Annotated in this window: 26 protein-coding genes; 13 read left to right on the plus strand and 13 right to left on the minus strand. The window is 36.2% G+C overall.

Features of this window, described 5'->3' with window-relative positions; genetic code table 11:
* The first annotated feature begins 143 nt into the window (after positions 1-143).
* The 10 genes from HYG79_RS16785 to HYG79_RS16830 all read left to right on the plus strand — a co-directional run bounded on the left by HYG79_RS16785 (position 144) and on the right by HYG79_RS16830 (position 12,738).
* Positions 144-1,568: a DNA cytosine methyltransferase gene (locus tag HYG79_RS16785; RefSeq protein ID WP_179243217.1), complete on the plus strand. Its 1,425-nt coding sequence runs from the start codon at positions 144-146 to the stop codon at positions 1,566-1,568.
* Entirely contained in the window at positions 1,568-2,314 is a 747-nt protein-coding gene (locus tag HYG79_RS16790; RefSeq protein WP_179243218.1) for a PmeII family type II restriction endonuclease, read from the plus strand. Before HYG79_RS16785 ends, HYG79_RS16790 begins: the two co-directional genes overlap by 1 nt.
* A 14-nt stretch (positions 2,315-2,328) precedes the next feature.
* On the plus strand, positions 2,329-2,835 hold the full coding sequence (locus HYG79_RS16795) for a hypothetical protein (RefSeq protein ID WP_179243219.1): 507 nt from the start codon (positions 2,329-2,331) through the stop codon (positions 2,833-2,835).
* 1,209 nt (positions 2,836-4,044) lie between these two features.
* Entirely contained in the window at positions 4,045-5,976 is a 1,932-nt protein-coding gene (locus tag HYG79_RS16800) for a hypothetical protein (protein ID WP_179243220.1), read from the plus strand.
* A 2-nt stretch (positions 5,977-5,978) separates the two neighbouring features.
* Positions 5,979-6,695 carry a hypothetical protein gene (locus tag HYG79_RS16805; RefSeq protein ID WP_179243221.1) on the plus strand — a complete coding sequence of 239 codons (717 nt, stop codon included), beginning with the start codon at positions 5,979-5,981 and terminating at the stop codon, positions 6,693-6,695.
* A gap of 453 nt (positions 6,696-7,148) precedes the next feature.
* Positions 7,149-7,484, plus strand: a complete 336-nt coding sequence (locus HYG79_RS16810) for a hypothetical protein (protein WP_089260302.1) — start codon at positions 7,149-7,151, stop codon at positions 7,482-7,484.
* Positions 7,484-8,398 (plus strand): MvdC/MvdD family ATP grasp protein, encoded by a 915-nt coding sequence (locus HYG79_RS16815; RefSeq protein ID WP_179243222.1) that lies wholly within the window; start codon positions 7,484-7,486, stop codon positions 8,396-8,398. The genes HYG79_RS16810 and HYG79_RS16815 overlap by 1 nt, the downstream gene beginning before the upstream one ends.
* A 14-nt stretch (positions 8,399-8,412) precedes the next feature.
* Entirely contained in the window at positions 8,413-8,943 is a 531-nt protein-coding gene (locus HYG79_RS16820; protein WP_179243223.1) for a hypothetical protein, read from the plus strand.
* A gap of 37 nt (positions 8,944-8,980) precedes the next feature.
* The gene (locus tag HYG79_RS16825) at positions 8,981-11,587 is read left to right on the plus strand and encodes a KAP family P-loop NTPase fold protein (protein ID WP_179243224.1); all 2,607 of its coding nucleotides are present in this window, start codon (positions 8,981-8,983) and stop codon (positions 11,585-11,587) included.
* A gap of 299 nt (positions 11,588-11,886) precedes the next feature.
* Positions 11,887-12,738, plus strand: a complete 852-nt coding sequence (locus tag HYG79_RS16830; RefSeq protein ID WP_179243225.1) for a hypothetical protein — start codon at positions 11,887-11,889, stop codon at positions 12,736-12,738.
* 536 nt (positions 12,739-13,274) lie between these two features.
* Here the strand turns inward: HYG79_RS16830 and HYG79_RS16835 are convergent.
* The gene (locus HYG79_RS16835) at positions 13,275-13,619 is read right to left on the minus strand and encodes a hypothetical protein (protein WP_179243226.1); all 345 of its coding nucleotides are present in this window, start codon (positions 13,617-13,619) and stop codon (positions 13,275-13,277) included.
* A gap of 179 nt (positions 13,620-13,798) precedes the next feature.
* On the opposite strand from HYG79_RS16835, the gene hpf reads away from it, so the two are divergent.
* Positions 13,799-14,101, plus strand: a complete 303-nt coding sequence (gene hpf, locus HYG79_RS16840) for a ribosome hibernation-promoting factor, HPF/YfiA family (protein WP_179243227.1) — start codon at positions 13,799-13,801, stop codon at positions 14,099-14,101.
* An 86-nt stretch (positions 14,102-14,187) separates the two neighbouring features.
* On the opposite strand, the gene HYG79_RS16845 is transcribed toward hpf, so the two are convergent.
* Positions 14,188-14,439, minus strand: coding sequence for a hypothetical protein (locus HYG79_RS16845; RefSeq protein WP_179243228.1), 252 nt, complete (start codon positions 14,437-14,439; stop codon positions 14,188-14,190).
* 239 nt (positions 14,440-14,678) lie between these two features.
* On the opposite strand from HYG79_RS16845, the gene HYG79_RS16850 reads away from it, so the two are divergent.
* Both HYG79_RS16850 and HYG79_RS16855 read left to right on the plus strand, forming a co-directional pair.
* Positions 14,679-15,197, plus strand: a complete 519-nt coding sequence (locus tag HYG79_RS16850; RefSeq protein WP_179243229.1) for a YceI family protein — start codon at positions 14,679-14,681, stop codon at positions 15,195-15,197.
* Positions 15,198-15,271: 74 nt separating this feature from the next.
* The gene (locus HYG79_RS16855) at positions 15,272-16,225 is read left to right on the plus strand and encodes a TerC family protein (protein ID WP_179243590.1); all 954 of its coding nucleotides are present in this window, start codon (positions 15,272-15,274) and stop codon (positions 16,223-16,225) included.
* 1 nt (position 16,226) lies between these two features.
* On the opposite strand, the gene HYG79_RS16860 is transcribed toward HYG79_RS16855, so the two are convergent.
* The 11 genes from HYG79_RS16860 to HYG79_RS16910 form a co-directional block, all read right to left on the minus strand.
* On the minus strand, positions 16,227-16,664 hold the full coding sequence (locus HYG79_RS16860) for a hypothetical protein (protein WP_179243230.1): 438 nt from the start codon (positions 16,662-16,664) through the stop codon (positions 16,227-16,229).
* Positions 16,665-16,919, minus strand: a complete 255-nt coding sequence (locus HYG79_RS16865) for a phosphopantetheine-binding protein (protein WP_179243231.1) — start codon at positions 16,917-16,919, stop codon at positions 16,665-16,667. It lies immediately after the preceding gene.
* Positions 16,920-16,959: 40 nt separating this feature from the next.
* The gene (locus HYG79_RS16870) at positions 16,960-18,240 is read right to left on the minus strand and encodes a beta-ketoacyl-[acyl-carrier-protein] synthase family protein (RefSeq protein ID WP_179243232.1); all 1,281 of its coding nucleotides are present in this window, start codon (positions 18,238-18,240) and stop codon (positions 16,960-16,962) included.
* Positions 18,237-18,689 carry a 3-hydroxyacyl-ACP dehydratase FabZ family protein gene (locus HYG79_RS16875; protein ID WP_179243233.1) on the minus strand — a complete coding sequence of 151 codons (453 nt, stop codon included), beginning with the start codon at positions 18,687-18,689 and terminating at the stop codon, positions 18,237-18,239. The genes HYG79_RS16870 and HYG79_RS16875 overlap by 4 nt, the downstream gene beginning before the upstream one ends.
* Positions 18,690-18,734: 45 nt before the next feature.
* Complete coding sequence (locus tag HYG79_RS16880; RefSeq protein WP_179243234.1) at positions 18,735-19,571, minus strand: enoyl-ACP reductase FabI; 837 nt, start codon at positions 19,569-19,571, stop codon at positions 18,735-18,737.
* Positions 19,572-19,596: 25 nt separating this feature from the next.
* Positions 19,597-20,658: a type III polyketide synthase gene (locus HYG79_RS16885; RefSeq protein ID WP_179243235.1), complete on the minus strand. Its 1,062-nt coding sequence runs from the start codon at positions 20,656-20,658 to the stop codon at positions 19,597-19,599.
* Positions 20,655-21,380 carry a methyltransferase domain-containing protein gene (locus HYG79_RS16890; protein ID WP_179243236.1) on the minus strand — a complete coding sequence of 242 codons (726 nt, stop codon included), beginning with the start codon at positions 21,378-21,380 and terminating at the stop codon, positions 20,655-20,657. Before HYG79_RS16890 ends, HYG79_RS16885 begins: the two co-directional genes overlap by 4 nt.
* The gene (locus HYG79_RS16895) at positions 21,374-22,492 is read right to left on the minus strand and encodes an NAD(P)/FAD-dependent oxidoreductase (protein ID WP_179243237.1); all 1,119 of its coding nucleotides are present in this window, start codon (positions 22,490-22,492) and stop codon (positions 21,374-21,376) included. The genes HYG79_RS16890 and HYG79_RS16895 overlap by 7 nt, the downstream gene beginning before the upstream one ends.
* 82 nt (positions 22,493-22,574) lie before the next feature.
* The gene (locus HYG79_RS16900; protein WP_179243238.1) at positions 22,575-23,267 is read right to left on the minus strand and encodes an OmpA family protein; all 693 of its coding nucleotides are present in this window, start codon (positions 23,265-23,267) and stop codon (positions 22,575-22,577) included.
* 14 nt (positions 23,268-23,281) lie between these two features.
* Positions 23,282-23,746 carry a lipocalin-like domain-containing protein gene (locus tag HYG79_RS16905; RefSeq protein ID WP_179243239.1) on the minus strand — a complete coding sequence of 155 codons (465 nt, stop codon included), beginning with the start codon at positions 23,744-23,746 and terminating at the stop codon, positions 23,282-23,284.
* A gap of 141 nt (positions 23,747-23,887) precedes the next feature.
* Entirely contained in the window at positions 23,888-25,864 is a 1,977-nt protein-coding gene (locus HYG79_RS16910) for an alpha-ketoacid dehydrogenase subunit alpha/beta (protein ID WP_179243240.1), read from the minus strand.
* Positions 25,865-25,900: the final 36 nt, after the last annotated feature.

Raw genomic sequence — 25,900 nt, forward strand, 5'->3', positions numbered from 1 at the left:
TTTTTTTCAAAAGGTAATGGAACACTTATTATGCGAGCCGACGATAGGAGGGAGGGCAATGTGTGTGGAATGATTAGATGTTCCTAGGTTTTTACTCTTAGAGTTAATATATTTGGTCTATAAAAATTTTCGACAACGAAAAAATGGAAGGTACCAAAATAACCACAAAAGAAGCTGCATCAAAATTAAATCTAACCCCGCAACAAGTTCGAAACCTTTGTCGGTATGACAAGTTACCAGGTGAAAAACTTGGTAACTCCTGGATTATTAATGAGGAGGAAGTTGAGTATTATAAATCTAATAATAGTTGCGGTAAAACTGAGGATAAAAAATTATCCAAACAAGAAAACACGAATAGATTTAAGTTTAATGAACCAATAGCCCTTTCGTTTTTTACAGGTGCAATGGGATTGGATTTAGGTATAGAGAAAGCAGGCTTTAAAACATTATTGGCCTGTGAGGTTGATAAAGCTAGTAGAAAGACGATAATTCGAAATAAGCCGGAAATAGCATTAATAAGTGATATTCGCGACTACAGTGCTCAGAATATTAGAGAAAAAGCTGGTCTAACTGAAACTGACGAAATTGATTTAATTATTGGTGGCCCACCTTGTCAGGCTTTTAGCACGGCGGGTAAAAGGAAAGGATTTGAAGATGAGAGAGGCAATGTTTTTTTAAAGTTCATAGAAAGGATTCTTGAATTACAACCAAAATATGCAGTAATAGAGAACGTTAGGGGTATATTATCTGCCCCTTTAAAACATAGGCCACATAATCAAAGAGGTAAGGAGTTTGATGATTTAGAGTTTCAAGAGTTAAAAGGCGGTGCTTTATTAAATATTGTAAATACACTGCGAGATAATGGTTATGGTGTAAGCTTTAATCTCTATAACTCAGCGAACTTTGGCACCCCGCAAAAAAGGGAACGTGTAATCATCATTGCTTCTCGTGATGGTAGTAGATTGCCATATTTAACTCCTACGCATTCTGAAAATGGCGAGTTCGGTTTACCTAAATGGACGACTTTCGCCGATGCTGTAAATAATTTGACTTCTGATTCAAAGAATCATGTCAATTTTCCAGAAAAACGACTAAAATACTACAGAATGCTCGGTCCGGGGCAGTATTGGAAGGATTTACCATTAGAAACTCAAAAGGAGGCAATGGGTAAATCATTTTATTCTGGTGGTGGGAAAACAGGCTTCTTTAGAAGGTTAGCTTGGGACAAGCCATCCCCAACTCTTGTAACGCACCCTGCAATGCCAGCAACAGATTTAGCGCATCCCGAAAAAAACAGACCTTTGACCGTTGAAGAGTACAAAAGAATTCAACAATTTCCTGATGATTGGAATATCGAAGGAAGTTTGATTGAACAATATAAACAAATTGGAAATGCCGTTCCTGTAGGATTGGGAAAAGCAGTTGGCAAAGCTATTTTGGCCCATATGAATGATAAGGTGCCTATCCAATACAAAGATTTCAAATATTCAAGATATACATCAACTAATGACAGAAGCTGGGAATTGAATATTATGAAAATAATGAATCAATATAAAATGGTCATTTGATGAATGATTTGAATCTAGATGACGTAAAGCAGTACGTCGAGGATAACATTGGCACTTTCCACAAGAAAAGAACAGATAAGCTGGCCGACCTTGAGTTAAAGACAATTCTAAAAAGGAAAAATCCCTATTTATTTAAAGCCAAAAATGTTTTGGTTGCTGCTGAGATAATCCAAGGTATTTTAGATGCATGGGTTTCATCAAGTGAAGAAGGTATTTTTGGCGACTGGCTCGAAGGACTTGCGATTTTTGTAAATCAAAAAGTATATGGCGGTTGGAAATCTGGTATGGATGGTATAGACTTGGAATTTGATAAAAATGGTGCGAGACACATAGTTACTATAAAATCTGGACCAGATTGGTCAAATAGTAGTTCTTGGAAGAAAATGATTGATAATTTTGATTCCGCCAGAAAAAGGCTTAAAACTTCGGGTGGGGGAATCAATGTTGTAGCCGTAAACGGATGTTGTTACGGTAGATCATCAAAACGTTATGAGTATAAGAAAAAGGGTGATTTATATAAATATTGTGGGCAATCATTTTGGGCTTATATTTCCAACGATGATGATTTATATAAGGATTTAATCGTACCAATAGGCTATAAGGCTAAAGAGAAGAACGAAGAATTCCTAGAATCTTATTCCAAAATATTAAACAAATTTACTTTAGAATTTTCGCAAAGTTTCTGCTTTGAAAACGGAGAAATTGATTGGGATAAATTAGTAGAATTCAATTCAAGTAGACGCTAATTACACTTATTAAAATGATTAATTGGCAATACTTTCCGAAGTCCGATAAAATTCCTTCACATTTAAGCGAATTAGTTGAAGTCTTTGAAAACCATAAAGAAAAGATTGCATCAGAGAATCATCAGTTTTCTAGTGATGAAGTCTTAACAAGACTAAGGGATGGGTTTGAGCTAATTGGATATAAAGTGGAAAAGTCAAAAAAGCGAGTCGATAAGATTCAGGTACCTGTTCTATTTGGTAGAAATGGGAAGCTCGATAAATATTTCGAGGCTGACGGTTTAAATGAAGAGTTTAAAACGATAATAGAAGTAGAAGCGGGAAGAGCTGTTGCAAACTATCAGTTTCTGAAAGACCTTTTTCAGGCCTCTGTAATGCACGATATTGAATATCTAGTTATTGCAGTTAGAAATATCTATAAATCTGGTAGAGATTTCGAAAAAGTAATATCGTTTTTGGATACTCTTTATGCAAGCAATAGATTGAAGCTGCCTCTATCAGGGATATTAATTATCGGTTACTAAAATGAGGATTTTAGGTACAAGTTTAATGGCCTAAGAGAATTTTAGCCAAACAATAGGCGAGGGGAGCGGCCATATTCTAGAGGGTTAGTAATTAGGTTTGTTAAGCACCTTAATTTCTCAGAGAGTTCAAAGTAGTCTTAAGAGTTAGAATGCTTTCTAGAATATAGCGACTGAGCCGTACATTGTTTCTAAAATTATCTGTAAGCCTTGATTTTTATGTTTCTTTTTTTATCAAGAAAAAAAGAAAAGAGACTTCAATAAACACTGTACTAGTCAATGCCAACGCTACATCTGGTCCAAAATTTCAGAGATACTTAATCTCTAAAATTTTATCCTATTTTACATAATGTTAGAAGCCCCTAAAGAAAAACTTCAAACAAGACGAGAGGTTAGCAAGGGCTAAGAATTTTGCTCGCTTTGCCCACGCATCATCTCGCTCATATTTTAAAAGGTCTACCAGACCTTTTAAAATACTGCCGTTAGCTGTTGCGGCAAGTTGACGGGAATGTCGTAGAAAAAAATCTTGCAGGGTTTTTCCTCGATCAAACAAACCTAAAAGGCTAGCTTTTAAATGGCGTTGGCAAGCGATGGCAAATTGTGTTTAAAATAAATTGCCTGAGCAATTTGATTTTAAAAAGCAATCGAGCGCTTGGTAGCGGCTATTTTACATAACGGCAAATTATGAGTACAGACGAAAGGTTTGTCGTGAGGGTTGCGGAATTTCGAAGTTTGAAATAAGTTTTATTTTGTGTGGAAAATTTGAAGTAGCGTAAATTAAAAAGGTTGATGACCCTGTTGGTAATTCGCTTAAAAGCTATAAATACGAGGGATATTTTACATAATAGAATTATGACTTACAGCTAAAATTTTGAACCTGAAATACTTATATATCAATCTGTATCATAATGTTCCGCGTTATGTAACTTTGCTTGGGTAAAGCAAAGTAATTGGTACTTCACTTTCTTTAAATTTTTCTTCTAAAAAGTTTCTTTGAAAAGGTAATGGAACACTTATTACTGACCGACGGTAGGAGGGAGGGCAATGTGTGTGTAATGGTATTTTACTACAAATATCAATTATTTACAGAAAACCGTAATTGGATACTTGTTAATTTTTTATATATTTAGAATCCTCAAAATATTTTATTTCCTACAATTTATTTCTTCCCCCTAAGTTAAAATACCCTTTGATGGGTATTGTAATTAGTTGATGAAAATTAAAGATTTGCTGAATCTAAATATAGAATATTCTAAAGTGTTAATACAGATGGAGTTAAAGTCCGAAAATTCGATATTTCATCAGAATAAATTTTATTTATGCCTATTTGTTTTAGGCGTTTTGACAAATTTTAATTCATTTGCCCAAGAACTAAAGGCAAGTTTTACTCTTGACACTGCAAAGACACAGGTTTTTCCTTTTGACCTAGATTTTAACTTGAAACTTGTTAGCCCAAAGAACAAACCATATCGAGCCGTTTACCTATATCGATTAGATAAAAATGGGAAGGTTGTAGTTGATAAAAACACATCTTTGAAGCAATATAGATGGACTACCGACTACAGAATAGAAGACATAGAAAAAAAAATTTCAATTGACTCAGCAGAGGCGGAAAATTATTTAAAGGCAAATGAAAGCCTTGAATCTTCTTGGAAACAACAAATAAAACAACTTGAAATAAGGAAAAAAGAAATTGAATCAAGAGCGTCAAATGATGAAAATGCACAGAAAGAACTGGGCAGATTGTCTAAACAAATTTATACAATTGAATATAAAATAAATAAGTACGTAAAATCAGACAGCTTAATCAATTATCATTTACTCAACCGACAGAAACTTATAAAACAATTCAAAAAGAAACTTTCTATTATACCCCTCGATGAGGTAAATAGGATAAAGGATACCTTGGTTGTTCGTGTTGAACACCTAAAGCCAAATAAGAGATATCTGATTGTTGCTATGGATTATTTGAATAAAGTTAAAGTCCTGGCTAAGCTTGTAGAAGAGCATGATAGTTACGGGGATTTTGGAAAACACTATGCTTCGCTTATTCCCAAAAATTTTACTTCGGAAAATCAATGGAAAGAGCTTTCAGAGATTATTTCTCCAATATTACTTAAAAATCGAATCCCTAAAATAAAAACTTTACTTAAAGAATACAATGAAAAACCAAGCTTGTCTCCTTTTCCACAAAGGATTAGTTTCCCCGGTTCTTATCCATATCCAACTAGTTTAATTCAACAACATCTAACTAATGATTCTTTGTTCATCTTACCAAATGGCTCTAGTCTAGATTTTCGAGAGTTAAACGGAATTCTTGTTGTTTCAAAGAAATATGGAAATGACCTTGTAACTGGAGAAACGAGAATAGAGTTGAACGAAAAGAACAGGTTAAACATGAGTTTTGAACCTAAAACCAATCTTACTGAACAAAAAACAAACATATTATATCACTTAAATCTTGCAAACAAGGCCAAGCAATCTTTATACCTTCTTGAACAATCAGATTCGATAGTTTCAAAATATGAAAATTATTTCGATGATTTCATTGACATTTTGGAAGAAAATAAGATATGTATTAATGAAAAGCTACAAAAGAATAGTAAGATAGATGATAAATTACAAAAAGAGTTGTTACCTATAGGACAAAATTTCACAACTTTGGAGAAAACGACCAATTCATATAATTTCCTTACTAGGAATAGTAGGATAATTAAGCCTGATTTTGGTTTGTTATATTATCGCTCAGATGAAGGATTCCAAGGTGTTGCACCATTTGCGGGATTTCATTTTGGTATTCGCGGAAGAAATGAAGATGTTCCATTTAATGAAATCCCAGGGTGGAAAAAGTATCTTACTTTCCAAGTAGGCGTGCCTTTTTTTACGGGTAGTTTAATTGAAGAGGGGCGTCGTAAACATCTGGTAGGTGACTCTTTCTCACTTTATGGAGGTGTTGGAGTTAACATTAATCACACAATAAGGATTAGTTATGGGGGAATTTTTTTCAGAGGAATAGATAGTAATTCCTCAGGTGAAGGAACCTTTAAGATAAAAACAGCGAAAGCGGTTTCAATTAGCATCAACTTAAAACTACAATCTTTATTTGAAGGTCTTTATGGATCGATTAAATCATTAAATCCGTAATAATGAGATATAACACAATAATTCTAATAACGATTATAACTTTGATTGTGAATGGGTGCTATGATTCGGAAGAAGATCTGACTGTTAATAGACAGTTTAGCTTAAGGAATTTACAATCTAAAGACAGTATAATTGCAAATGGTTTCTCATTTTATTCTTTTGAAGTCGAAGTCCCAGGAGTTAGGTATGGTGGTTCAAAAGAAATTTCACTTGAAAGCACTTGGGGCGAATGGAATAATGGCACCAACTCGTCAACTATACAAATAAAGTATAACAAAATCACAGATTCTTATACAGATACCGTTTTATTGAAGGCAGGAAGAGTACCAGGAGCATTTAGTATTGCGGTAACAGAAAAATCCAGTCATCTTGGGACGTATAATTTTGACGCCATACCGCAATATCCTTCATTCATACAGATTTTAGCCGATTCTGTTCAACTCAAACTATCACCTGGAAATACTACAAAAATTAGAGCTCTTTTTTCAAACGATAACGGGTTCCCGAGCTACAATACTAAATTTCGTTTTAAAACACAGGACCCAGTTAGTATTTTCCCGAGAGATGTTTTTATTGACTCAGCAGAAACTATTGCCACATTACAAATATCGACAGAAACAAGAATAGATACGGTCAAGGTATACGGGGAACTACCAGATTTACATAACCCTCAACAGTTTTTTGCAGATACTTTAAAAATCAAAATTATTAATGAATAATCAAATATTATGGCTGAAGAATTTAAATTGACACAAGAACAGGTAACCTTTATTAAGCAAAAATTGGAGGTCGATACATTGAAGAATTTAATAATCACAATTGATGTGGAGTCTGCACCTATCAGAGAATTTAAAGAACAAGAGATAAATAGAATAACTAAATCATCTTTTAGAATGAAGGGTTTTTGTCCACCAGATTTCATAAAATGGAAACCTACATGTTAAGACTTTTGAATGTAAAAAATTAATTAAGAACTTATTACAGAACTCGACGTAGCAAGGCTGGAGATTTATGTGGAAGTCTATATATTACTAAAATTTTACACTACCTAATAGATTTTCGTAATTGAATACTTGTTAATATTCAATATATTTAAGAATACCAATAGTTGAATTCACACAATTTATTTTCAATGAAAATCCATTTGGAATTTTCAATTTGAACAAAAAAATATGAAGTACTTACTATTTGAATACGGCGAGACAATAACTGAGGAATTTGAATTTCCTGAAACAAGATATTGTGATATTAAGAACCTAAACGTGTTTGTTTCCAACAATCTACCTGCTATAGATACTATTGAGAATACAGTTACTCAAACTTTTACTAAGGTTTCAGGGGAATCAAGTGATTCGGATTCGGATATGGGTATGGCAGTTGTTACTCGAACAGATTCAATTGGTAATTCAGAAGAAACTGATGATGACAATGATGTTTTTTCATTATCAAATTTTCTGATTACTGCCACTACTACTAGAGTTGAAATGGAAAGCACCGATACAGATTAGTGATTTTAATTGTAACTCATAGAGAGGATTATACGGCTGATTTCCTTGTCAATATTTTAAATCAAAGAAATATCGAATACTTGAGATTCAATACTGACTGTATTGGACTTAAGCATAAAATTTCATTTACTACAAAAAATGATACTAAGATTGCTATAGACGGAATTTCACATTTTGATTCAGTTTGGTTTAGGAGGGTCAAAGTACCAACAATTTCTTTTTCTTCATTTGAAGAGAATGATTTTTACAATAAAGACTACCAAAGTTTTTTCAGCAACCTTTGGAATACTTTGAGTACAAATAAATGGCTAAGTAATCCAAACAATATCTTCAAGGCTGAAAATAAAATTTTTCAATTATCAGTTGCTCGAAAACTTGGTTTTCCCATTCCAAATACCATAATTTCCTCAGATTCTGTAGAAATCCAACAATTTAGCAAAGAGAATGGAAAAAAAATAATAATTAAGCCGCTATATAGAAGTCGATTTTTAGCTGACGGAGAAGAAAAAATAGTTTTCACGAACAGTTTGAAAACAAATCATGTGGAGAACGAAAGTTTTGTTTCTTTTCCAATGATTTTTCAAAATGAAATCGAAAAAGAATATGAACTTCGAGTTACCGTAGTTGGCAAGGAAATTTTTGCAGCAAAAGTAGATTCACAAAGTGATTCGGACTCTAAATTAGATTGGAGAAGAAAAAGATTAAAGTTTGAACCCTACAACTTACCAATTGATATTCAAGAATTAGCTCTTAGACTTGTAAGTGAATTGGGTTTAGGGTTTGGTGCAATAGATTTAATAAAAACAAAAGACGGATATGTTTTCTTAGAAATAAACCCTAACGGGCAATGGGTGTGGATTGAAAGCGACACAGGCTTAAAAATTTCTGATGCAATTATCCAATATCTCACTTGATACTGCTATAATTTATGGGAGAAAAGAAGAAAGGACAAATAGAGAAACAACTTAATGATGAATACATCTCATATCTACTGAGGTTATTTGATAATGAAGATAGCAGAATGAATAAATTGGAAAGTAAGATAACCCAATTAATTGCTCAATCAGGATTAATAATATCGATAGTTACATTTATTATTCCGCTGTTTTATGATTCCTTAAAATGCATATTCTTGGAACTAAAGGTTGTACTGGCATTGACATTTTTAGTTACCATTTTACTTCTTTGTACCTCAATTTTTTACGCTAGTAAAATCTTTAATATCCAGAAGTTCAAATATGCAGATTGTTCAGAAGAGACTGTAAGATGTGGTCATAAAAAAGTATCCGAATTTAAAAAAGAATACATAGACGATTTAATCTTTAGTATTGATAGAAATAGAGGGCTAAATAATACCAAAGGAACGATTCTTTTAAAATCAAATAAACTTTTTGCTTTTGGAATTTATTTTTTGGTTGCATTAACAATAGAACTTTTAATTGTGTCCTTCATCATTTGATTTAATGAGTTCTAATGGCTAATCAATAGATGGTGATATGAAAAAAAACTATAGAGTAACTTTTATTTTTGCGGGCTTGTTAATTCTGTTTTTTAACCCGATTAAGAAACTAGTTGATAAAGTCGTCGTAAATCCCGTTCTCAGTAAGATAGAATCGAATCTGGCCATAGATTTAATATTTGCAATTCTATTGTTTTTGATAGTTCGAAAAGTATATCTCAATTTTAAAAATAAAAGTTATATATCTCTGCATCAATGGATCTTTAGCATAACATCGATTGGGTTTTATCTATTCACAAGGTTTTATCTCGACTATAATTTTTATGGTTTTTCTTTTTGTGAACATTTAAAATATTTTGATGTATTATCATTTTATCTACTCATAGCCCCCTTTACTACTATTTTTTCTGTTTTTCATAAAAGGTTTAAAAAAAAGGGAAATCATGATAACCTTTTTGACGACTCTCCAATAAAGCTTGAAAAAGAAGATGCTCTCGACCGAAATTATAAGGCTAAGCGAATTGCAAACGAGATTTTTCAATCTAAGACTAGTGAGGCAATTGGATTTGGGATTACTGGCGAATGGGGGAGTGGCAAAACTTCATTTTTGAACTTACTTAAAAAAGAAATCAACAATAAGAACACCGAAAAAGATTTTATTTTAATTGATTTTAATCCATGGCTCAACTTAGGGGTAGAACCAATTATTAAAGATTTCTTTGATACAATTCAGGAAGCACTAAGACCTTACAGCGAAGATGTTTACAGAGAAATAAAGAAATACTCTCATTCTATATTGAATGTCAGTAAAACTAATTTTACAGATACCCTAAAAGAGATTTTGACGTTCGCATTGAAAAAAAATATATCTGCTGATTTTAAGGCCTTAAACTCTCTTCTTAAAAACCTTAATAAAAGGGTGATAATTTTCATTGATGATTTTGATCGACTTCAGTCGAATGAAATTTTCGAAATTCTAAGACTAATTAGAAATACCGCTAGTTTCGATTGTTTTGTCTATGTAGTGGCATTTGATAAAGATTATTTGAATAAATCATTGGAAAATTTAAACATACCTAAACCTGAAAAGTTTTCAGAGAAGATATTCTTAAAAGAAGAGCATCTAATTCCTGTTACCCAATCTCAAATAAAAGAATTTATTAAGGCTACATTAATATCAAAAGTCGATGACAAGACGGAAGAAATTGAATCATATTTTGGAACCAATTCTGTAATATTTAGAACAGAAGGAAATGATATTCCATTAAATCATTTAAGAGACGCTAAAAGGTTTTTAAATTCTTTTGTTAATGATTACGTATCTATAAAAAACGAAGTGGTTTTTGAAGATTATTTTTTACTTAAACTATTAAAATTTAAGTTCTATGATATTTACATCTTATTGTTTTTACATAAGGATAAATTTTTAAATAATAGAGGTCAATCCTATGGTGGTGGTGGGACCATCTATTATTTAAAGAATAGATATGAGAATGATAATAATTCAACTTTCGGAATTAGAACTAAGGAATACAAAGAATCAATCCTCGGTAAATTTATGCTTGAGCAACTCAATTATAAGGAGGAAATAGTTTTAAAGGTTGGAAAAATAATGAATAGACTATTTGAAATAGATACATACCAACAAAAAAGTCATTTGTCATTAGCTTTCGAACGGAATTATCATAAATACTTTAAAGATAATTTGAATATTGAAGATTTATCTGAAGTTGATTTCAAACAAACATTAAGTTCTGATTTTGAAGCAATTAAAGGTAAAATTAAAGAATGGAAGGAAAAGAAAGTACTTGATTTAGTTAAATATCGTTTTTACGAATTAAATATTGCTGACATTGATTCTAGGGAAAACTATGAAAAAATTGTAAAAACCATCTTTTATATTGCAAATTTGGAAGTTGTTAGTTCTTACTATGGACAACATGTATTAGGTTACGATAACACAACATTACAAAACTTTATTTCTAATAAAGATAATATTATATCCAATAAGTTTTATGCTGGGCAAAATCAAGAATTTAAGCGTTTCATTCTAGACGTTTTAGGGAATTCTCAAACACCATTCTTATTTGAATCTGATTTTTTAAATCATGTGATAGATGATAATTTTAAAGAGGATAATTTTATTTTGTCTGGAGAAGAGATTAAAAATACATTAACTAATTACTTAAGAGACTATTTAGATAACTCCGACGAATTGTCTAGTAGGGTTTGGGCATTATTTCACAATTGCAAAACAAATACCACGAAATTAAATGAGCAACATCAAAGGGTAACAAGTTATAGTTATTTTGATGGTGCCCAAGATTTGTTAATTAATTTTATGAAAAAGGATTTAGATAGTTTTCTAGTTACTTTCATAGAAGCCATGCCGTTCCGAGGAAAAAATGGAGGGGATAATTTAATTGGAGTTTCTCATGGTATAAAAAACAATATTTTCGGGAGTTTCCAAGCTTTTGAAGATTGGTTAAATGGTTTAAGTGAAGAGGATTTATCTAAACCTAGCATATTTAAAGAAGAATTTTTGAAATTTTTTGTATTGTGTAAAGAAAATGAATTCAGCAAAGTAGAATTTGATTTTAAATTTCCACCAGCAGTTGACAAATTAAAATCACTTGAACGATGAATTTTTAAAGGGCCTAAGAGAATTTTGGTAAAACAATAGGGGAGAGGAGCGTTAAGAATTTTAGGGGGCTGGTTACAATATTTGTTGACAGTTTATATTGGTTCTTTCACCTTAAAGCGGTCTTAAAAGTTACAATGGATCCTAAAATTTAGCGACCGACCCGTACATTGTTTCTAAAATTATCTGTAAGCCTTGATTTTTTTGTTTCTTTTTTTATCAAGAAAAAAAGATAAATTAGTTAAAGGCAAAATTAGTAATCAGCACCTAAAAGCAATACAATAGATAGACTCTTGAAACATATGGAAAAAGACTTGAAGTTAATTTTAACTAATGGACAACAAAGAATTAGCGGGAAAAAATTCAAGAAAACGGGTTGGTGGACTTATGGAAAAATTGGGTTTGGTATTTTTGGTTTAGCACTGATTCTTCTATTTATCATAGCATCTTTTAGTGCGGGCACGAGTGAAACTAATCCGAATTACTCTACTTTTCAAGATAAGATTTTTCAATTATTACCATTGTGGATATTTGCTACATCCGCTTTTTTAATTACACTTTTTATAACTCAAAGGAATAATAAAAGAAACATAGCTTTCAAGCTTTTAGAAGAACTTAATTCAACAGAATTCTTAAAAGTTAGATATGACCTAGGTAATCAGATAAGACTTGCGCAAAAAGAAAAAAGAGATGTTGATAGGTTTAGTGGTTGGTTCCCTCATATCAGTTTGCTTGATGAAACAAGAAAAGTAGAAAATTGGGAGTTGCCTGGGAATAATGATTTTGATGGATACCTTGCCAATCATTCACTTGCTAAACTGGTATATTTTGTCTTAAGGATATCTAATTATTCAAAACATGGTATGATTGATATGAAATTAACGAAGCATCTATTTCATTTTTTCTTTGCACACTATGAGACTTTATTATTGGAATTTGCGAGAGGTATAAAAATTAAAAGGCATTTTTACAATGAGCAGTTTGCCTTTGATTTTGATGAGAGATGGGATTTATGTCCTGAAAGAATAGAATACTTCTTTGTAAGTATAGGGTTATCTGGCAAATTACCAAATGATTATCATTATGTATATTTTCCATCTTTGAATAAAAAAATAGACTCTAATTCTATTTTACATAATGTCAAAAGCACTTAAAGAAAAGCTTAAATCAAGACGATAGGTTAGCAAGGGCTAAGAAATTATCTCGCAGAGTAATTTTTAGCTGTTGCGGCAAGCTGCCAAGAATGCTTTGAAAAATTTATTGACGTATAGTTTCTCATAAATCGTAAATTTCAAAAAAATCTAAAAGTTTTGCTTTTTTTGGCGTTGGCAAGCGATGGCAAATTGTGTTTAAAATAAATTGCCTGAGCAATTTGATTTTAAAAAGCAATCGAGCGTTTGGCAGCGGCAATTTTACATAACGGCAAATTATGAGTACAGACGGAAGGTTTGTCTCTTGGGTTTCTACGAAATTGAAAATTTCTAAAAAGTTTTTTCTGTGTAGAAAATTTGAAGCTACGTAAATTAAACAGCTTGATGACCCTGTTGGTAATTCGCTTAAAAGCTACAAATGCGAGGGATATTTTACATAATAGAATTATGACTTACAGCTAAAGGTTTGAACCTGAAATACTTATATATCAATCTGTATCATAATTTATATTATGTAAAATAGAATAATTCTTTCTCATTTACTTGCAAGGTCTAGCACTACTAACATAGTTTTCAATGGCTTTGTATAAACTATTAAAATCGGAAAGGTTTTGTTCCGCTTTAGCGAAGTACGCATACAAAACGTCTGCGTCTTTTTTTATACCCTCCATAATGTTCAAATTTGAATCACGCATCGTTTCCAATCGGTTTCTTAAAATTTCGATGCGCTCGAACAAATTATATGTTGTGGGCTCACATACATACGAACAAAGCTTTTCACGTAATTTCAACAGGTCTTGGTTGCAACGCTCTAACTTAAGTACGTACATGCTCTTTTCCTCTTGTTGTCGTTTCGGGCTCTTGGAGATGCTTTTTAAAGTCATAGCGTTTATATTTTGGGGTTATATAATAGCGGTGTCTTTTAAAGATACAAAAAAGGAAAATACGGAATATGCTTACAATCAGAATTTAACATCAATATATTGTAAAATTTAGGCTTACTTTAATGATTTAAATTTGGAATAATCCCCTTACCATTTTACCTTAGATACAAAATAATAAAATGAACATCAACTTCGAATATGATGGCGTAACCGCCAGTAAACGTTTAGAGGCCTTGGCCGAAAAAAAGATAAATAAATTGGTAGATAAGTACGATTTTATCGTACGTGCCGATGTTTTCTTCAAAAAGGAAAACACATCCTCACCTGAAACCGGAATGATCTGTAATATTCGCCTTAGCGCCCCTGGCCCAAGGTTGTTTGCCGATGCAAGCAAAAGTAGTTTTGAGGCATCGATAACCGAATCTACCGATGAGCTTGAACGTCAGCTACGAAAGCGTAAGGATAAAATGAAATCATACTAAAAAAATCATACTAAAATTTAATCAGTAGATATAAAAAAGGGAAGGTTTTCTAGAAAACCTTCCCTTTTTTTGGTCTTTATCAAACGCTATGGGTTTTCATTGGCATCTTCAAATTCAAGGTCGGCGATAGTTCTTCTCAACCTCTCCGAAAACGGACTTTGAATCAAATCGCGCAGTAATTTTTCTTTTTTGGTCTTGGAGATCTTTATGGTGTCCAATATCGACACTATCTTTTTTACCTCGGTCAAACGACTTTCCTTCATCTCCTTTCTTTTCGAGGCAGAGTACATAATATCCGGTTCAAAACGTTCCATGATGGTATATTTTTGAACTTTCATGTTTTTTGCAACTACCACTGTGGAATCTTGGGCACTTAATATTTGTATACCACATACACACAAGCATCCCAAAAAGGCTGTTTTTGTTAACTTTATCATTTTCAATTTAATAGGTTCTACTTCCAAAGTAACGATTAAAAGATTAACATCAAAAAGCAATCGTAAGTTGTTCTGTCCAAATTCGATGTATGGTTTAAAAATTCCGTTTATCTTGCAATTCTATAATCATAGTTGTTCTTATGCGAAGTATATTTTTTTATGTTTTTACTATTTTGTTGCTTCAGCCTGTATTTGGTCAATTCAATATTGATGAAGAATCCGTTGAAATTACGTTCCGTTTTGAATCAAAGGACGTAAATGGCAGTATTTCAGGTTTTGACTCCTCCTCTACCATCGATTTTGAAGATTTGGACAATAGCTCCTTTAAAGGGTCCGTTATGGCCAAAACCATAGAAACCGGTAACTCTATCAGGGATTGGTCATTAAAAAGAAGCAAATACTTTAATGCGGATGACTATCCGCGATTATATTTTGAGAGCAGTTCGGTATATCGTTCGGAAGGTAGTGCTTCATACACCGTAAAAGGCAATTTGACCCTAAAAGGCATCGTAAAACCGATAACTTGGAAATTTGTTAAAGACGGTAATACATTGGTAGGTACCACTACCCTATTTTCGTCTGATTTTGGTATCAATATCAAAAAGAAAAGAGCCGACAATAAAGTAAAGGTGAAACTAACCGCCCGGTTAAAACAATAAAAATTTTCTCTCTGGGTTTTTATCATTTATTCCAAAAAATGATACGTAACTTCGCAGCTTCAATTGGTACAGGTATGTGGGTTTGGATATTGTTTATCGCTATAGTTCTTGTGTTCTTGGCCTTGGATTTAGGGGTCTTTAACCGAAAGGAGCACGTCATTAAAAGCAAGGAAGCCGGTATATGGACAGCGGTATGGGTTACCGTTGCCCTTAGCTTTAGTGGTGTTATTTATTGGCTTTTTTCTTCCGGATTGGTCGAAAACCCCACTGGGCTCACTCCAAACAATGCAGTTCTTAAATATGTAACGGGATATCTCATAGAGCTCTCCCTGAGCATTGACAATGTTTTTGTCATTGCCGTAATTTTCTCCGCATTTAAGATTCCGCCCATATACCAACATAGGGTACTTTTTTGGGGTATTTTGGGAGCTATTGTTTTTAGGGGGTTAATGATTGTATTTGGAGTGGCCTTGATTACCAAATTTGAATGGATCATATATGTATTCGGTGTTTTTTTACTATGGACCGCCTATAAAATGCTTAAGTCCGATGATACGGATTTCGACCCAAAAAAATCATTGGTTTTTCGTCAGCTTAAAAAGATATATCCCATTACCGGAACCATACATGGGAATCATTTTTTCGTAAAACGTATGGGTATCAAGGCCGCGACTCCCCTATTTGTGGCACTGATAGTCATCGAATTGACCGATGTGCTCTTTGCTCTGGACAGTATTCCGGCAATTTTGGCCATTACGGCAGACCCTTTTATTGTTTTCAGCTCCAACATACTAGCTATTCTGGGATTACGATCCATGTATTTCCTGATTTCCCGGATGTTGGAAAAATTTAGGTATATCAATTACAGTTTGGTGGTAATTTTGGCTTTTGTTGGCTTAAAAATGTTGTTCTCCCATCAAATAGAACTGCCGGAGTGGGTCTCGCTCACTGTAATTTCCGTGGCACTTGTCGCGGGAGTGGTCGCCTCGTTGGCGATTCCTCAGAAAAAAGAGGTTTTGAAAGAATAGCCTATATACTCGTCTTACCAAAAAAGAATTCGTATATTTTACCTATGCCCCAGTTGCCCAGAGGAAAATACAATGCAAAGAACAATGCCATACCCAAGGCAAAATTCCGGATGCCGAAGAGTTGATCCAACACATTGTTCGGATACGCATACGAGGTTTTCAGGGCATAACCACAAAATTCCAATACGCCCATAGCAATGAGTCCGTAAGCATATTGCATATGAAAGGGTAGTTTTCGCAATAGCAACGAAATAGGGACCATATACAAGATATAACAGCTGATGACCTGCCACCAAAAGGTGAATTTGGCGATTTCGGCCCGAATTCCGAACCAGTTCATGCCCAACCCCCATATAAAGTAGATAATGCAATACAGTAGTATCAAACGTTTATCAACGTTCAGCTTTGCTTTGGCATAGCGTATACATTCTTGAATCATTTATTTGGCGGCTAATTTCTTATCGATAATTTGAAGTGCATCATTAACGGTTTGCATGGCCTCCATATCCTCATTTTCCAGCATAATGTCAAAGGCATCTTCAACATCAAGAACAATGTCGACCAAATTGGCCGAATTGATGTTCAGTTCGTTTAAAAAATTGCTTTCTGGCTGTATGTCCTCTACCGAAACATCTTCGGGCAGGTATACCTTTATGATATCGGTAAGTTTTTGATATTTGGCTTCGTCTTGCATATGGGGTTTACGTATTAAATGTGTGCCGTAAAGATGATACTTAAGCTTTGTCGTTAAAAGCCCTAAAAATAACACATGCATTTACATCCCCAAAGCCAAAACTTGCCTTTGCGATAATTTGCGGTCTATAATCCATGGTTTTCTGGGGAATTGTATCAAAATCGATAATTTGGGCTATCTCTGGATGAACATCCTCGCAGTTACGGTTCCCAAAAACTTGTCCGGTTTTGAACTGAAGGATACTACCTACGGATTCAATGCTACCAGCAGCGGCCAAACAATGCCCAATCGTACTTTTGAACGAATTGATATAGGGGAAATCCGTTCCCGAGCGCTCCAAGGCCTCGCTCCAATTTTTGATTTCCAGGGCATCTTTTGAAGTAGCGGTCAAGTGACCGTTGATTACATCTATATCCGATTTGGAAATATTTGAGTTTTCCACTGCTTTTACGATACAGTATTGTACCGCTTGGCTATTGGGTGCCGTCATCGTACCTTGTCCCCTTTGGCCGCCACTGTTGGTTGCACCGCCCAATACCTCTGCATAGATATTAGCACCTCTTTCCCGAGCCGAATCCAAGGATTCCAGAACCAATGCCCCTGCTCCACTTCCGGGAACAAAACCGTTGGCGGTGGCACTCATGGGTCTACTTGCAGCTGTGGGATTGTCATTGTAATTTCTAGGAAGAATCCGCATGGCATCAAATCCACCCCAAACGTAAGGTCCACTATCGCTACAGCTACCGGCGAGTATTCGTTTGGCTTTCCCTGATGAAATACGCTCATGGGCCATCAAAATAGCTTCAGTACCCGTGCTACATGCCGACGAATTGGTGGTAACCATATTGCCGCAACCTAAAACCCCGCCTAAATAGGCGCTTATACCGCTTGCCATGGTCTGCATAACACTGGTGCTTCCCAATCGGCGTACTTTTTTATCATCGATAAGATGAATAGCTTCCCTGAACTTGTCCACACCTAAAATTCCGGTTCCAAAAACAATACCGTTATCCCAGTTCGGTTGATTTTCATTGGCTTTTGACAGGTCGGCATCTTTCCAAGCATCCATTCCCGCAATGACCCCGTATACGATACCGGAAGCGTGTAATCCCCTAAGTTGTAACGGCGTAAAATAGTTGTTCAGATAATTGTCCTTGATCAAAGGCTCCCCGGCTATTTGGCAACCAAATGCCAACTCCTTTAGACGGGAGTGAAAACGGATGCCGCTTTTACCGTTTTGTAGGGCAGATGTAAAATCTGCCAATCCCACACCATTAGGAGCGCACACACCTAGACCCGTGATAACGACCCTTTGGTTCATTTGGTGTCGATTTTGAACATTCCGGCCAAGTTACCCCTGCAGACCAACTCATTTTTCGCATTGTACATCTTTACTTTACACTTTAGTTTATTGAATCTAAAATATTCTTTTTCGGAACTTACCGTTACGGTTTCATCGGGCAAAACAGGTAGATGAAATTCCATTTCTGAACTTGTAAAAGCGATTGAAATTGAATTTTCATCTATTAAAGTATTACTTTTATTAAGCAGATATATTCCCAAGCAAACCAATCCTATCTGCGCACAGCATTCAGTCAAAATCACACCGGGTACAATTGCGTTCTCCTTAAAATGGCCCTTGAAAAAATCCAATTCCCTGTTGAAAGTAAAATTACCTTTTGCTCCGTTCTCGTTTACATGATGCAACTCGTCCACAAATAAAAAAGGATGTGAATATGGCAGTTTTGCTATGATGCTTTGTTGGTTCATTTCATTTGAAATTATTTTCGACCCGGCACAAAGGTGCTTTTTCGGTCACCGAAGGCTTTCCCCACCATCAACCTTTAGTATCGTGCCGGTAATCCATTTGGCCTCGTCCCTGCAAAGCAGGTAAACGGCGTTGGCCACATCTTCCGGAGTGGTTAGCCGTTTATTGGGATTGCGCTCCAATGCCTGTTTTTTTAGGGTAGCACTCCCCGGAATCATTCTAAACGATTTTGTATCGGTCATCCCCGCCTGAATACAGTTTGCTTTAATGCCAGCTGGTGCAAATTCCAGCGCAATATTTCGTGTGATCGCCTCTAAAGTTGCCTTTGCGGCGGAAACGGCCCCATAATTGCTCCAGGCCTTTGCATTGCCTTCACTGGTAAAGGAAATGATACGTGTATCTTCTGCAAAAAGTTTAGCCTTGACCAAATCCCTTGTCCAATCATAAAGACTCAACGCCATTGCATTTAGGGTAATTTGAAAATCTTGGTTGTTCAGCTCATGGTCTGTATCTGAATGCATCGGTTTAAGGTTGCCTTTTGCAATACTGTGTACCAAGACCCTTATTTTTTGATTATCGCCAAGAAAGGACTGAATGTCTTGAATCAATCTTTTTCTTTTTTCCAACTGAGTGGCATCAACATTAAAGTTTTTTAATTGAACTCCGCTTAAAGTAATACTTTTAAATTCTTTTTCAATATGCTCTAAATCAGATTTTCTATCCCTATGCACTGCGATAATATGATACCCTTCTTTGGCCAATTTTTGTGCAGTCGCCAACCCTAAACCGCTACTGCCTCCTAGAATCAAAGCCCAAAGTGCTGCCTTTTCTTCCCCAGTAATCGAGGAGCTTTTATGCTCTTGTCCACTTATTATACTATCCATAATTCACTGTAAATAATAAAAAATGTTAGTTGTCCCACTCCAACAATACACGTTGTGCCGAAAACCCGGGCCCAAAGCTCAAAATAAGTCCCTGTTCTCCCGGCAAGAGGTCTTTTTGCATAAACCGCTCCAAGACATAGAGTACCGTGGCACTGCTCATATTGCCATATAACCTGAGGGTTTCGCGGGTATCATCAATATTTTTCCCCAGTTTACCAAAAAGCTCTTCTACGGTCTGTACGATTTTACGGCCTCCTGGATGAAAAATCAAATTGTTGACCTTTTCGATATTGCTTCCATATTTTTCAAGGAAAGGATGAACGATATTGGGGAAATGTACCGCTATGGTCTCAGGTACCGAGGGGTCCAAAATCATTTTTAGGCCCGTATTGGTCAAATCAAACCCCATCATATGCGTAGCATCTTTAAAATGATACATTTCTTCCCCAACTATTCTTGGTCCCTTGGCTTTATTTTCTGATGACAAAAGCACACATGCGGCCCCATCCCCAAAAATAGCGGCACTGACCATATTTGCCATAGAATAATCGTTCAATTGAAATGTAGCCGTAGGGCTTTCGACCGCCACGATCGCAGCCCTTTTCCCTGGATTGGATTTCAAAAAATTACTGGCGTAGATAAGTCCCGAGACCCCTGCGGCACAACCCATTTCGGTTACGGGCAAACGTACTACATCTTGCCGTAACCCTAAATCGTTGACCAAGTAGGCATCCAACGAGGGTATCATGATCCCAGTGCAACTCACGGTAATGATATAATCCAGGGATTCGGCTTTCCAACCACTGTTTTTTAGGGCTTTCTGCAATACAGAACCCCCCATTTTTTTAACCTCACGAACGTAAATGGCATTTTTTTCTTCAAATGAAGTTGCCGTAAATACTTCTTCGGGACTCATGATACTATAACGCTTGTCCACAGCAGCTCCCTCAAAAATCTTCAGCACCTTACGCTGAAAACGTTCCTCTTGATCACTGAGCCATAGTTGTACCAAAGGCAGAATATCCTTGGTTTCCCTAAAATATTCCGGCAGTACCTTGGCTACCGTGACAATCCTTACATCGTTCATATGGAATTCAATCGATTTGGTTGCATGACCCACACATACCTAAAGGCCCATTTCCAGTGTATATGGTGTTGTACCGATGGTATTTTTTGGGCATAAGATATAAGGTCTGACTTAAGAAACCCTTTGGTTATGGATATTAAGCCATCGATTTTAGCAACTTTTGTTTTTATAAAAATAAGGCTAAACATCTTAAAAAGATAATAAGCCCATACACTTCTTTGTAAATCATTGATTACCACACCGATTTTGGCCAATTGCGTAAATTTATTAACGAATATCAAAAGCTGTTCATTGGTAAAATGATGCATGGTAAGGGTGCTGAGAAGAATGTCGCACGAATAATCAGATGGGTCAAGCTTTAATATGTCTTGCTGAACAAAGCTGATTTCGGGAAAATCCATGGATTCTTTTTTTGCTATTTCCAGCACGTCTTTATTCAAATCTACCCCTATAAACGATGCCGAAATATTATGCCTTCTACAATGTTGCGCGACACCCCGCATCATTGCTCCATCACCACAGCCCATATCTAGAATAACGTAAGATGTTCTTGGGTTTTTTTCCATCAAATCGGCCACTGCGTTGATGGTAATGGAATTGCCACCAAGTATCTTGTTCACCCTATTGATGTCGTCAAAAACCGATTTCAGATTTTTAGGGCCTGCCTGAAAATCATCCAATATTTCCGGGGCATTACTTCTTTTTGATAAATCTTTTAGCATGTTATGGGTTTTCCATGGGTTCTTTTTATGATATTTCGAAGTAGTGTCGGGGATTTGGTCACGATACGAAGTCCCATACGGGTAAGATTATCATTCAATAAAACCGATTGTAATTTTCTTCCCGCACGAAGTCGTGAACCAAAATTGTTTTGCCATTGTTCGGCATAAGTTTTTTCCAACACACTTCTGTTCAGCTTAGGGAACTTTCTATGTTTCACGATCAATTCGGATGCTATTTTGGCACTATGTATCGCCATGGCCATACCGTTACCGCACAAAGGATGAATAAGACCGGCACTATCACCACACATTAGCATATGGTCTTCAACGGGCGGTTTTTGATGAAAAGATATTTGTGCTATCGTTAAGGGTTTGTCAAAAATTGGCGTGGCATTTTTTAAAAAATCCGATAAATACGGATTTTGGGCGACTACGTTGTCGTTAAAGCTTTCAATACCTTTTTCTTGTTTAAAACTTTCATAATTAGTTAGATAACAAAAATTAACTACGCCAGTTTCCGTTTTGGACAATCCGCCATAACCACCCCTAAAATTATGTAGTGCCACCAAATGGTCGGGAAAATTGTCATAGGTATAATGTGCCTTTACACCCAACCATTCCGATTTTTCACCTATAAATTCTCGATTTAGTTTTTTATCCAATACCGATCTTTTACCGTAGCAGCCTATCGCGAAAGGAGCGTATACTTTATGATTAGCCGTAGTCACCTCAAACCTCTCGTTCGAAAAAACTACACGGTTCACAGCTTCAAAAACAAATACAACATTCAGTTCAACAGCTTTTTCATACAACAAGTTGTCAAAAGCATATCTGCTTATGCCCAAACCGCCCAAGGGAAGTTTGGTTTCCAGGGATTTGCCGGATAGAGTTGTTAATTGCATGGTATCAATCGGTACGGCATTTTCCAAATAAATATCCAAACTGTTCAAATAGGGAACAATCTCGTTGGATACGTACTCCCCACATACCTTATGATGCGGATAAACTTCCTTTTCAAAGAGGGTTACCGGTACATTTTGCTTTGCTAGGTGTATAGCTGCAGTAAGCCCCGCCAATCCGCCACCGATTATAATAACACCTGTCTTATTCACAGCTTGAAGATACTACTTAATACAAAAAATCCAGACATTGCTGTCTGGATTTACGCAAGGCTTTGATTTTCAAATCAATTTGTTATCCTTTTGTTTGTTGCATGGCCTCTTGTTTGAGTGCATCATTGGCGATAATCGCCAATTCTACCCTTCTGTTGGTGGCTTTGCCTTCCGATGTTGAATTGTCTCCTTTGGGCTGGGTTTCCCCATACCATTTGGTAGTAAAACGGGAAGCGGCAATACCTTGTGCAGTCAAATAATCCGTTACCGATTGTGCACGCTGTTTTGAAAGGTTCATATTATAATCTTCGGGTCCGGCACTATCCGTATGCCCTTCTACCAAAATATTGGATTTTGAATATTCCTTCAGAATTCCCGCGAGTTTGTCCAACGTATTGGCTGAAGTTCCTCTAACGGCTGATTTATTGGTATCAAAATACACGCCTGCATCTTCGTTAAAAGTAACATTTATGCCTTCCCCCACTCGGGTAACTTCGGCGCCTGGAATCTCTTCCTCTATGCGTTCGGCCTGTTTATCCATTCGGTTTCCAATATATCCACCGGCAACACCGCCCACAACGCCACCTATAATGGCACCCAAGACCGTATTTCCTTTTCCGACATTATTGCCGATTACGCCTCCAATGGCAGCACCGCTGGTACCACCAATGACCGCGCCTTTTTGTTTGTTATTGGCATTTTTAACGGCGTTACAACCCATGGCCACCGATGCAATCACTATTACTGATAAACCTTTTACTATTATTTTTTTCATATCTATATCTTTCTCTATTTTTTACTGAAATTATATACTACCGTTACTGGACTTCCATTATCGCTTACCGTGGATTTAAGCACCATGTTTTGAGCAGTAAGATCGGCTATGTTCAATCTGTACCCCAATCCACCGGAAATGTCCTTTCGCTTTTCATCTATGAATTTGAATTGAAGTTGATTATTGACAACGGACCAACGGATGAATCGGTCTCCGCCACTGCATAGACTGCCTGCGGTTAATGTATATCTCCCCGTGCTATTATTGTCACGAAAAAACCAATCACTACCTTCAAAGCATATGGCCTGTGCATCATTAAAAAGTACACTTTTGAACAACCCTTCAGTGCCTTCGTACGAAATATTGTCCAACGACCAAGTACCACTGATCAGGTTTCGTTTTTGTCGTGCTTCTTTGGGCGCGGAACAGGATATGATAAAAAAGACCGTTGCGCCAAGCAACATTAAAAATTTCTTCATAATTTGATTTTAGATTTAGACTATATACGATAATGCAAAAATCGTTGATGTTCTGCACCCGTTAAGCTATTGTTAAAACGTAAAGGTATAAACGGCCATAAAGCAAGATCAATTCAAAAAGATATGATATTGATGCGATTGCTAGTACGCCAAAAGTTCATCGAGAACAGCTTTAAAACGTGCCTTGGGCAAATAATTGTTCTCCAAGTTCTTGGCAAACGGAATAGGGGTTTCCAAACTTGCGACACGCCTTACAGGTGCATCCAAATGCTCAAAGCAATTTTCCATGACCAAAGCTGAAATGTCACTGGCAACCCCTCCGAAAAGGCTATCCTCTTGCAGAATGATCAGCTTCCCCGTTTTCTTTACCGATTGGTATACCGTTTCAATATCCAGAGGTTGCAGAGTTCGTAGATCAATTAAATCGGCTTTTATTTGTGGGGAGTCTTCCAATGTTTCCAAGGCCCAGTGCACACCTGCACCATAGGACACCACGGTAACTTGCTTTCCCTGTTTTAAAACGCTTGCCTTGCCCAAAGGTAAGGTGTAGTAATCTACGGGTACGTCTTGATAACTACTACGATATAATGCCTTATGCTCAAAAAACAATACAGGGTTCGGGTCATTTATCGCGGTGGTCAAAAGCCCCTTTGCATCGTAGGGAAAAGCAGGGTAAACTACTTTTAAGCCTGGAGTTTTTGTAAACCATGCCTCATTGGTCTGGGAATGAAACGGTCCCGCCCCTACTCCTGCCCCGCATGGCATGCGTATGACTACATCGGCATTTTCACCCCATCGGTAATTTACTTTTGCCAAATAATTTACAATGGGATTAAAACCACTGCTGACAAAATCGGCAAACTGCATCTCCACAACGGCTTTCATTCCGTTTATTGATAGGCCCATGGCCGTTGAAACTATGGCCGATTCACAAATAGGCGTATTGCGTACCCTCTCTTTGCCAAAAGCATCTATAAACCCTTCCGTTATTTTGAAGACCCCGCCATAATCCGCTACATCTTGCCCCATGATGACAAGGTTATCGTGCTTTTTCATGGATTGTTTTAAGCCCTCGGAAATGGCATCGACCAAGCGTATATTTTTTATCGCTGAACCATGTTCAACTTCTTGATAGTCAAAACTTGAATATACATCATTTAGTTCTTTGCTTTCATCTAGTTCAATAGCCTTCTCTTCAAAAGCCAATTGTAGGTTTTCATCAATTTCCGATTGTATTTCAGATGTGATTTCCTTGATTTTTATTTCGTCCAAGTGCCCTTCGGAAACCAAGAAAGATTCGTAATTGGAAATCGGGTCTTTTTTCGCCCATTCCTCCAGCAATTGGTTAGGAACGTATTTTGTACCACTGGCCTCCTCATGTCCCCGCATGCGAAAAGTGTCGAATTCCAGCAGTACGGGTCTGGGATTCGCTCTCAATTCCTTACACAGTTTATCTACTTTGGTAAAAACCTCCAGAATATTGTTCCCGTCCAATTTATGGGCTTCCATACCATAGCCTACACCTTTATCGGCCAGATTCTTACACTTGAACTGTTCGGAAGTAGGTGTAGATAACCCATAGCCATTATTTTCAATACAAAACAATACGGGCAAATCCCAAACGGCGGCAACGTTCAGCGCTTCATGAAAATCGCCCTCACTTGTAGCCCCCTCACCGGTAAACACTGCGGTTACGTGTTTTTGCTTTCTCAGCACATTGGCCAACGCAATACCATCCGCTACGCCTAGCTGTGGGCCCAAATGGGAAATCATGCCTATGAGTTTATGCTCTTGTGTGCCAAAATGGAAGCTACGGTCACGCCCCTTGGTAAAACCACTGGCCTTGCCTTGCCATTGTGCAAATAAACGGTACAAAGGAACCTCCCTAGTGGTGAAGACACCTAAATTCCTGTGCATGGGCAAAATATACTCATCATTTTTCATGGCGTTTGCAATACCGACTGAGATTGCTTCTTGCCCAATACCGCTAAACCATTTGGAAATTTTCCCCTGTCGCAATAAAATCAACATCTTTTCCTCGATCATGCGAGGTTTTAGCATGTCTTTATAAAGTTTTATGAGTAATTCGACACCGATACCTTTGCTGGGGTAATTCATAAAATCATATCATTTTAAAGGATAAATGTAACGAAA

Source organism: Costertonia aggregata (assembly GCF_013402795.1).
In the GTDB taxonomy this organism is placed as follows: Bacteria; Bacteroidota; Bacteroidia; order Flavobacteriales; family Flavobacteriaceae; genus Costertonia; species Costertonia aggregata.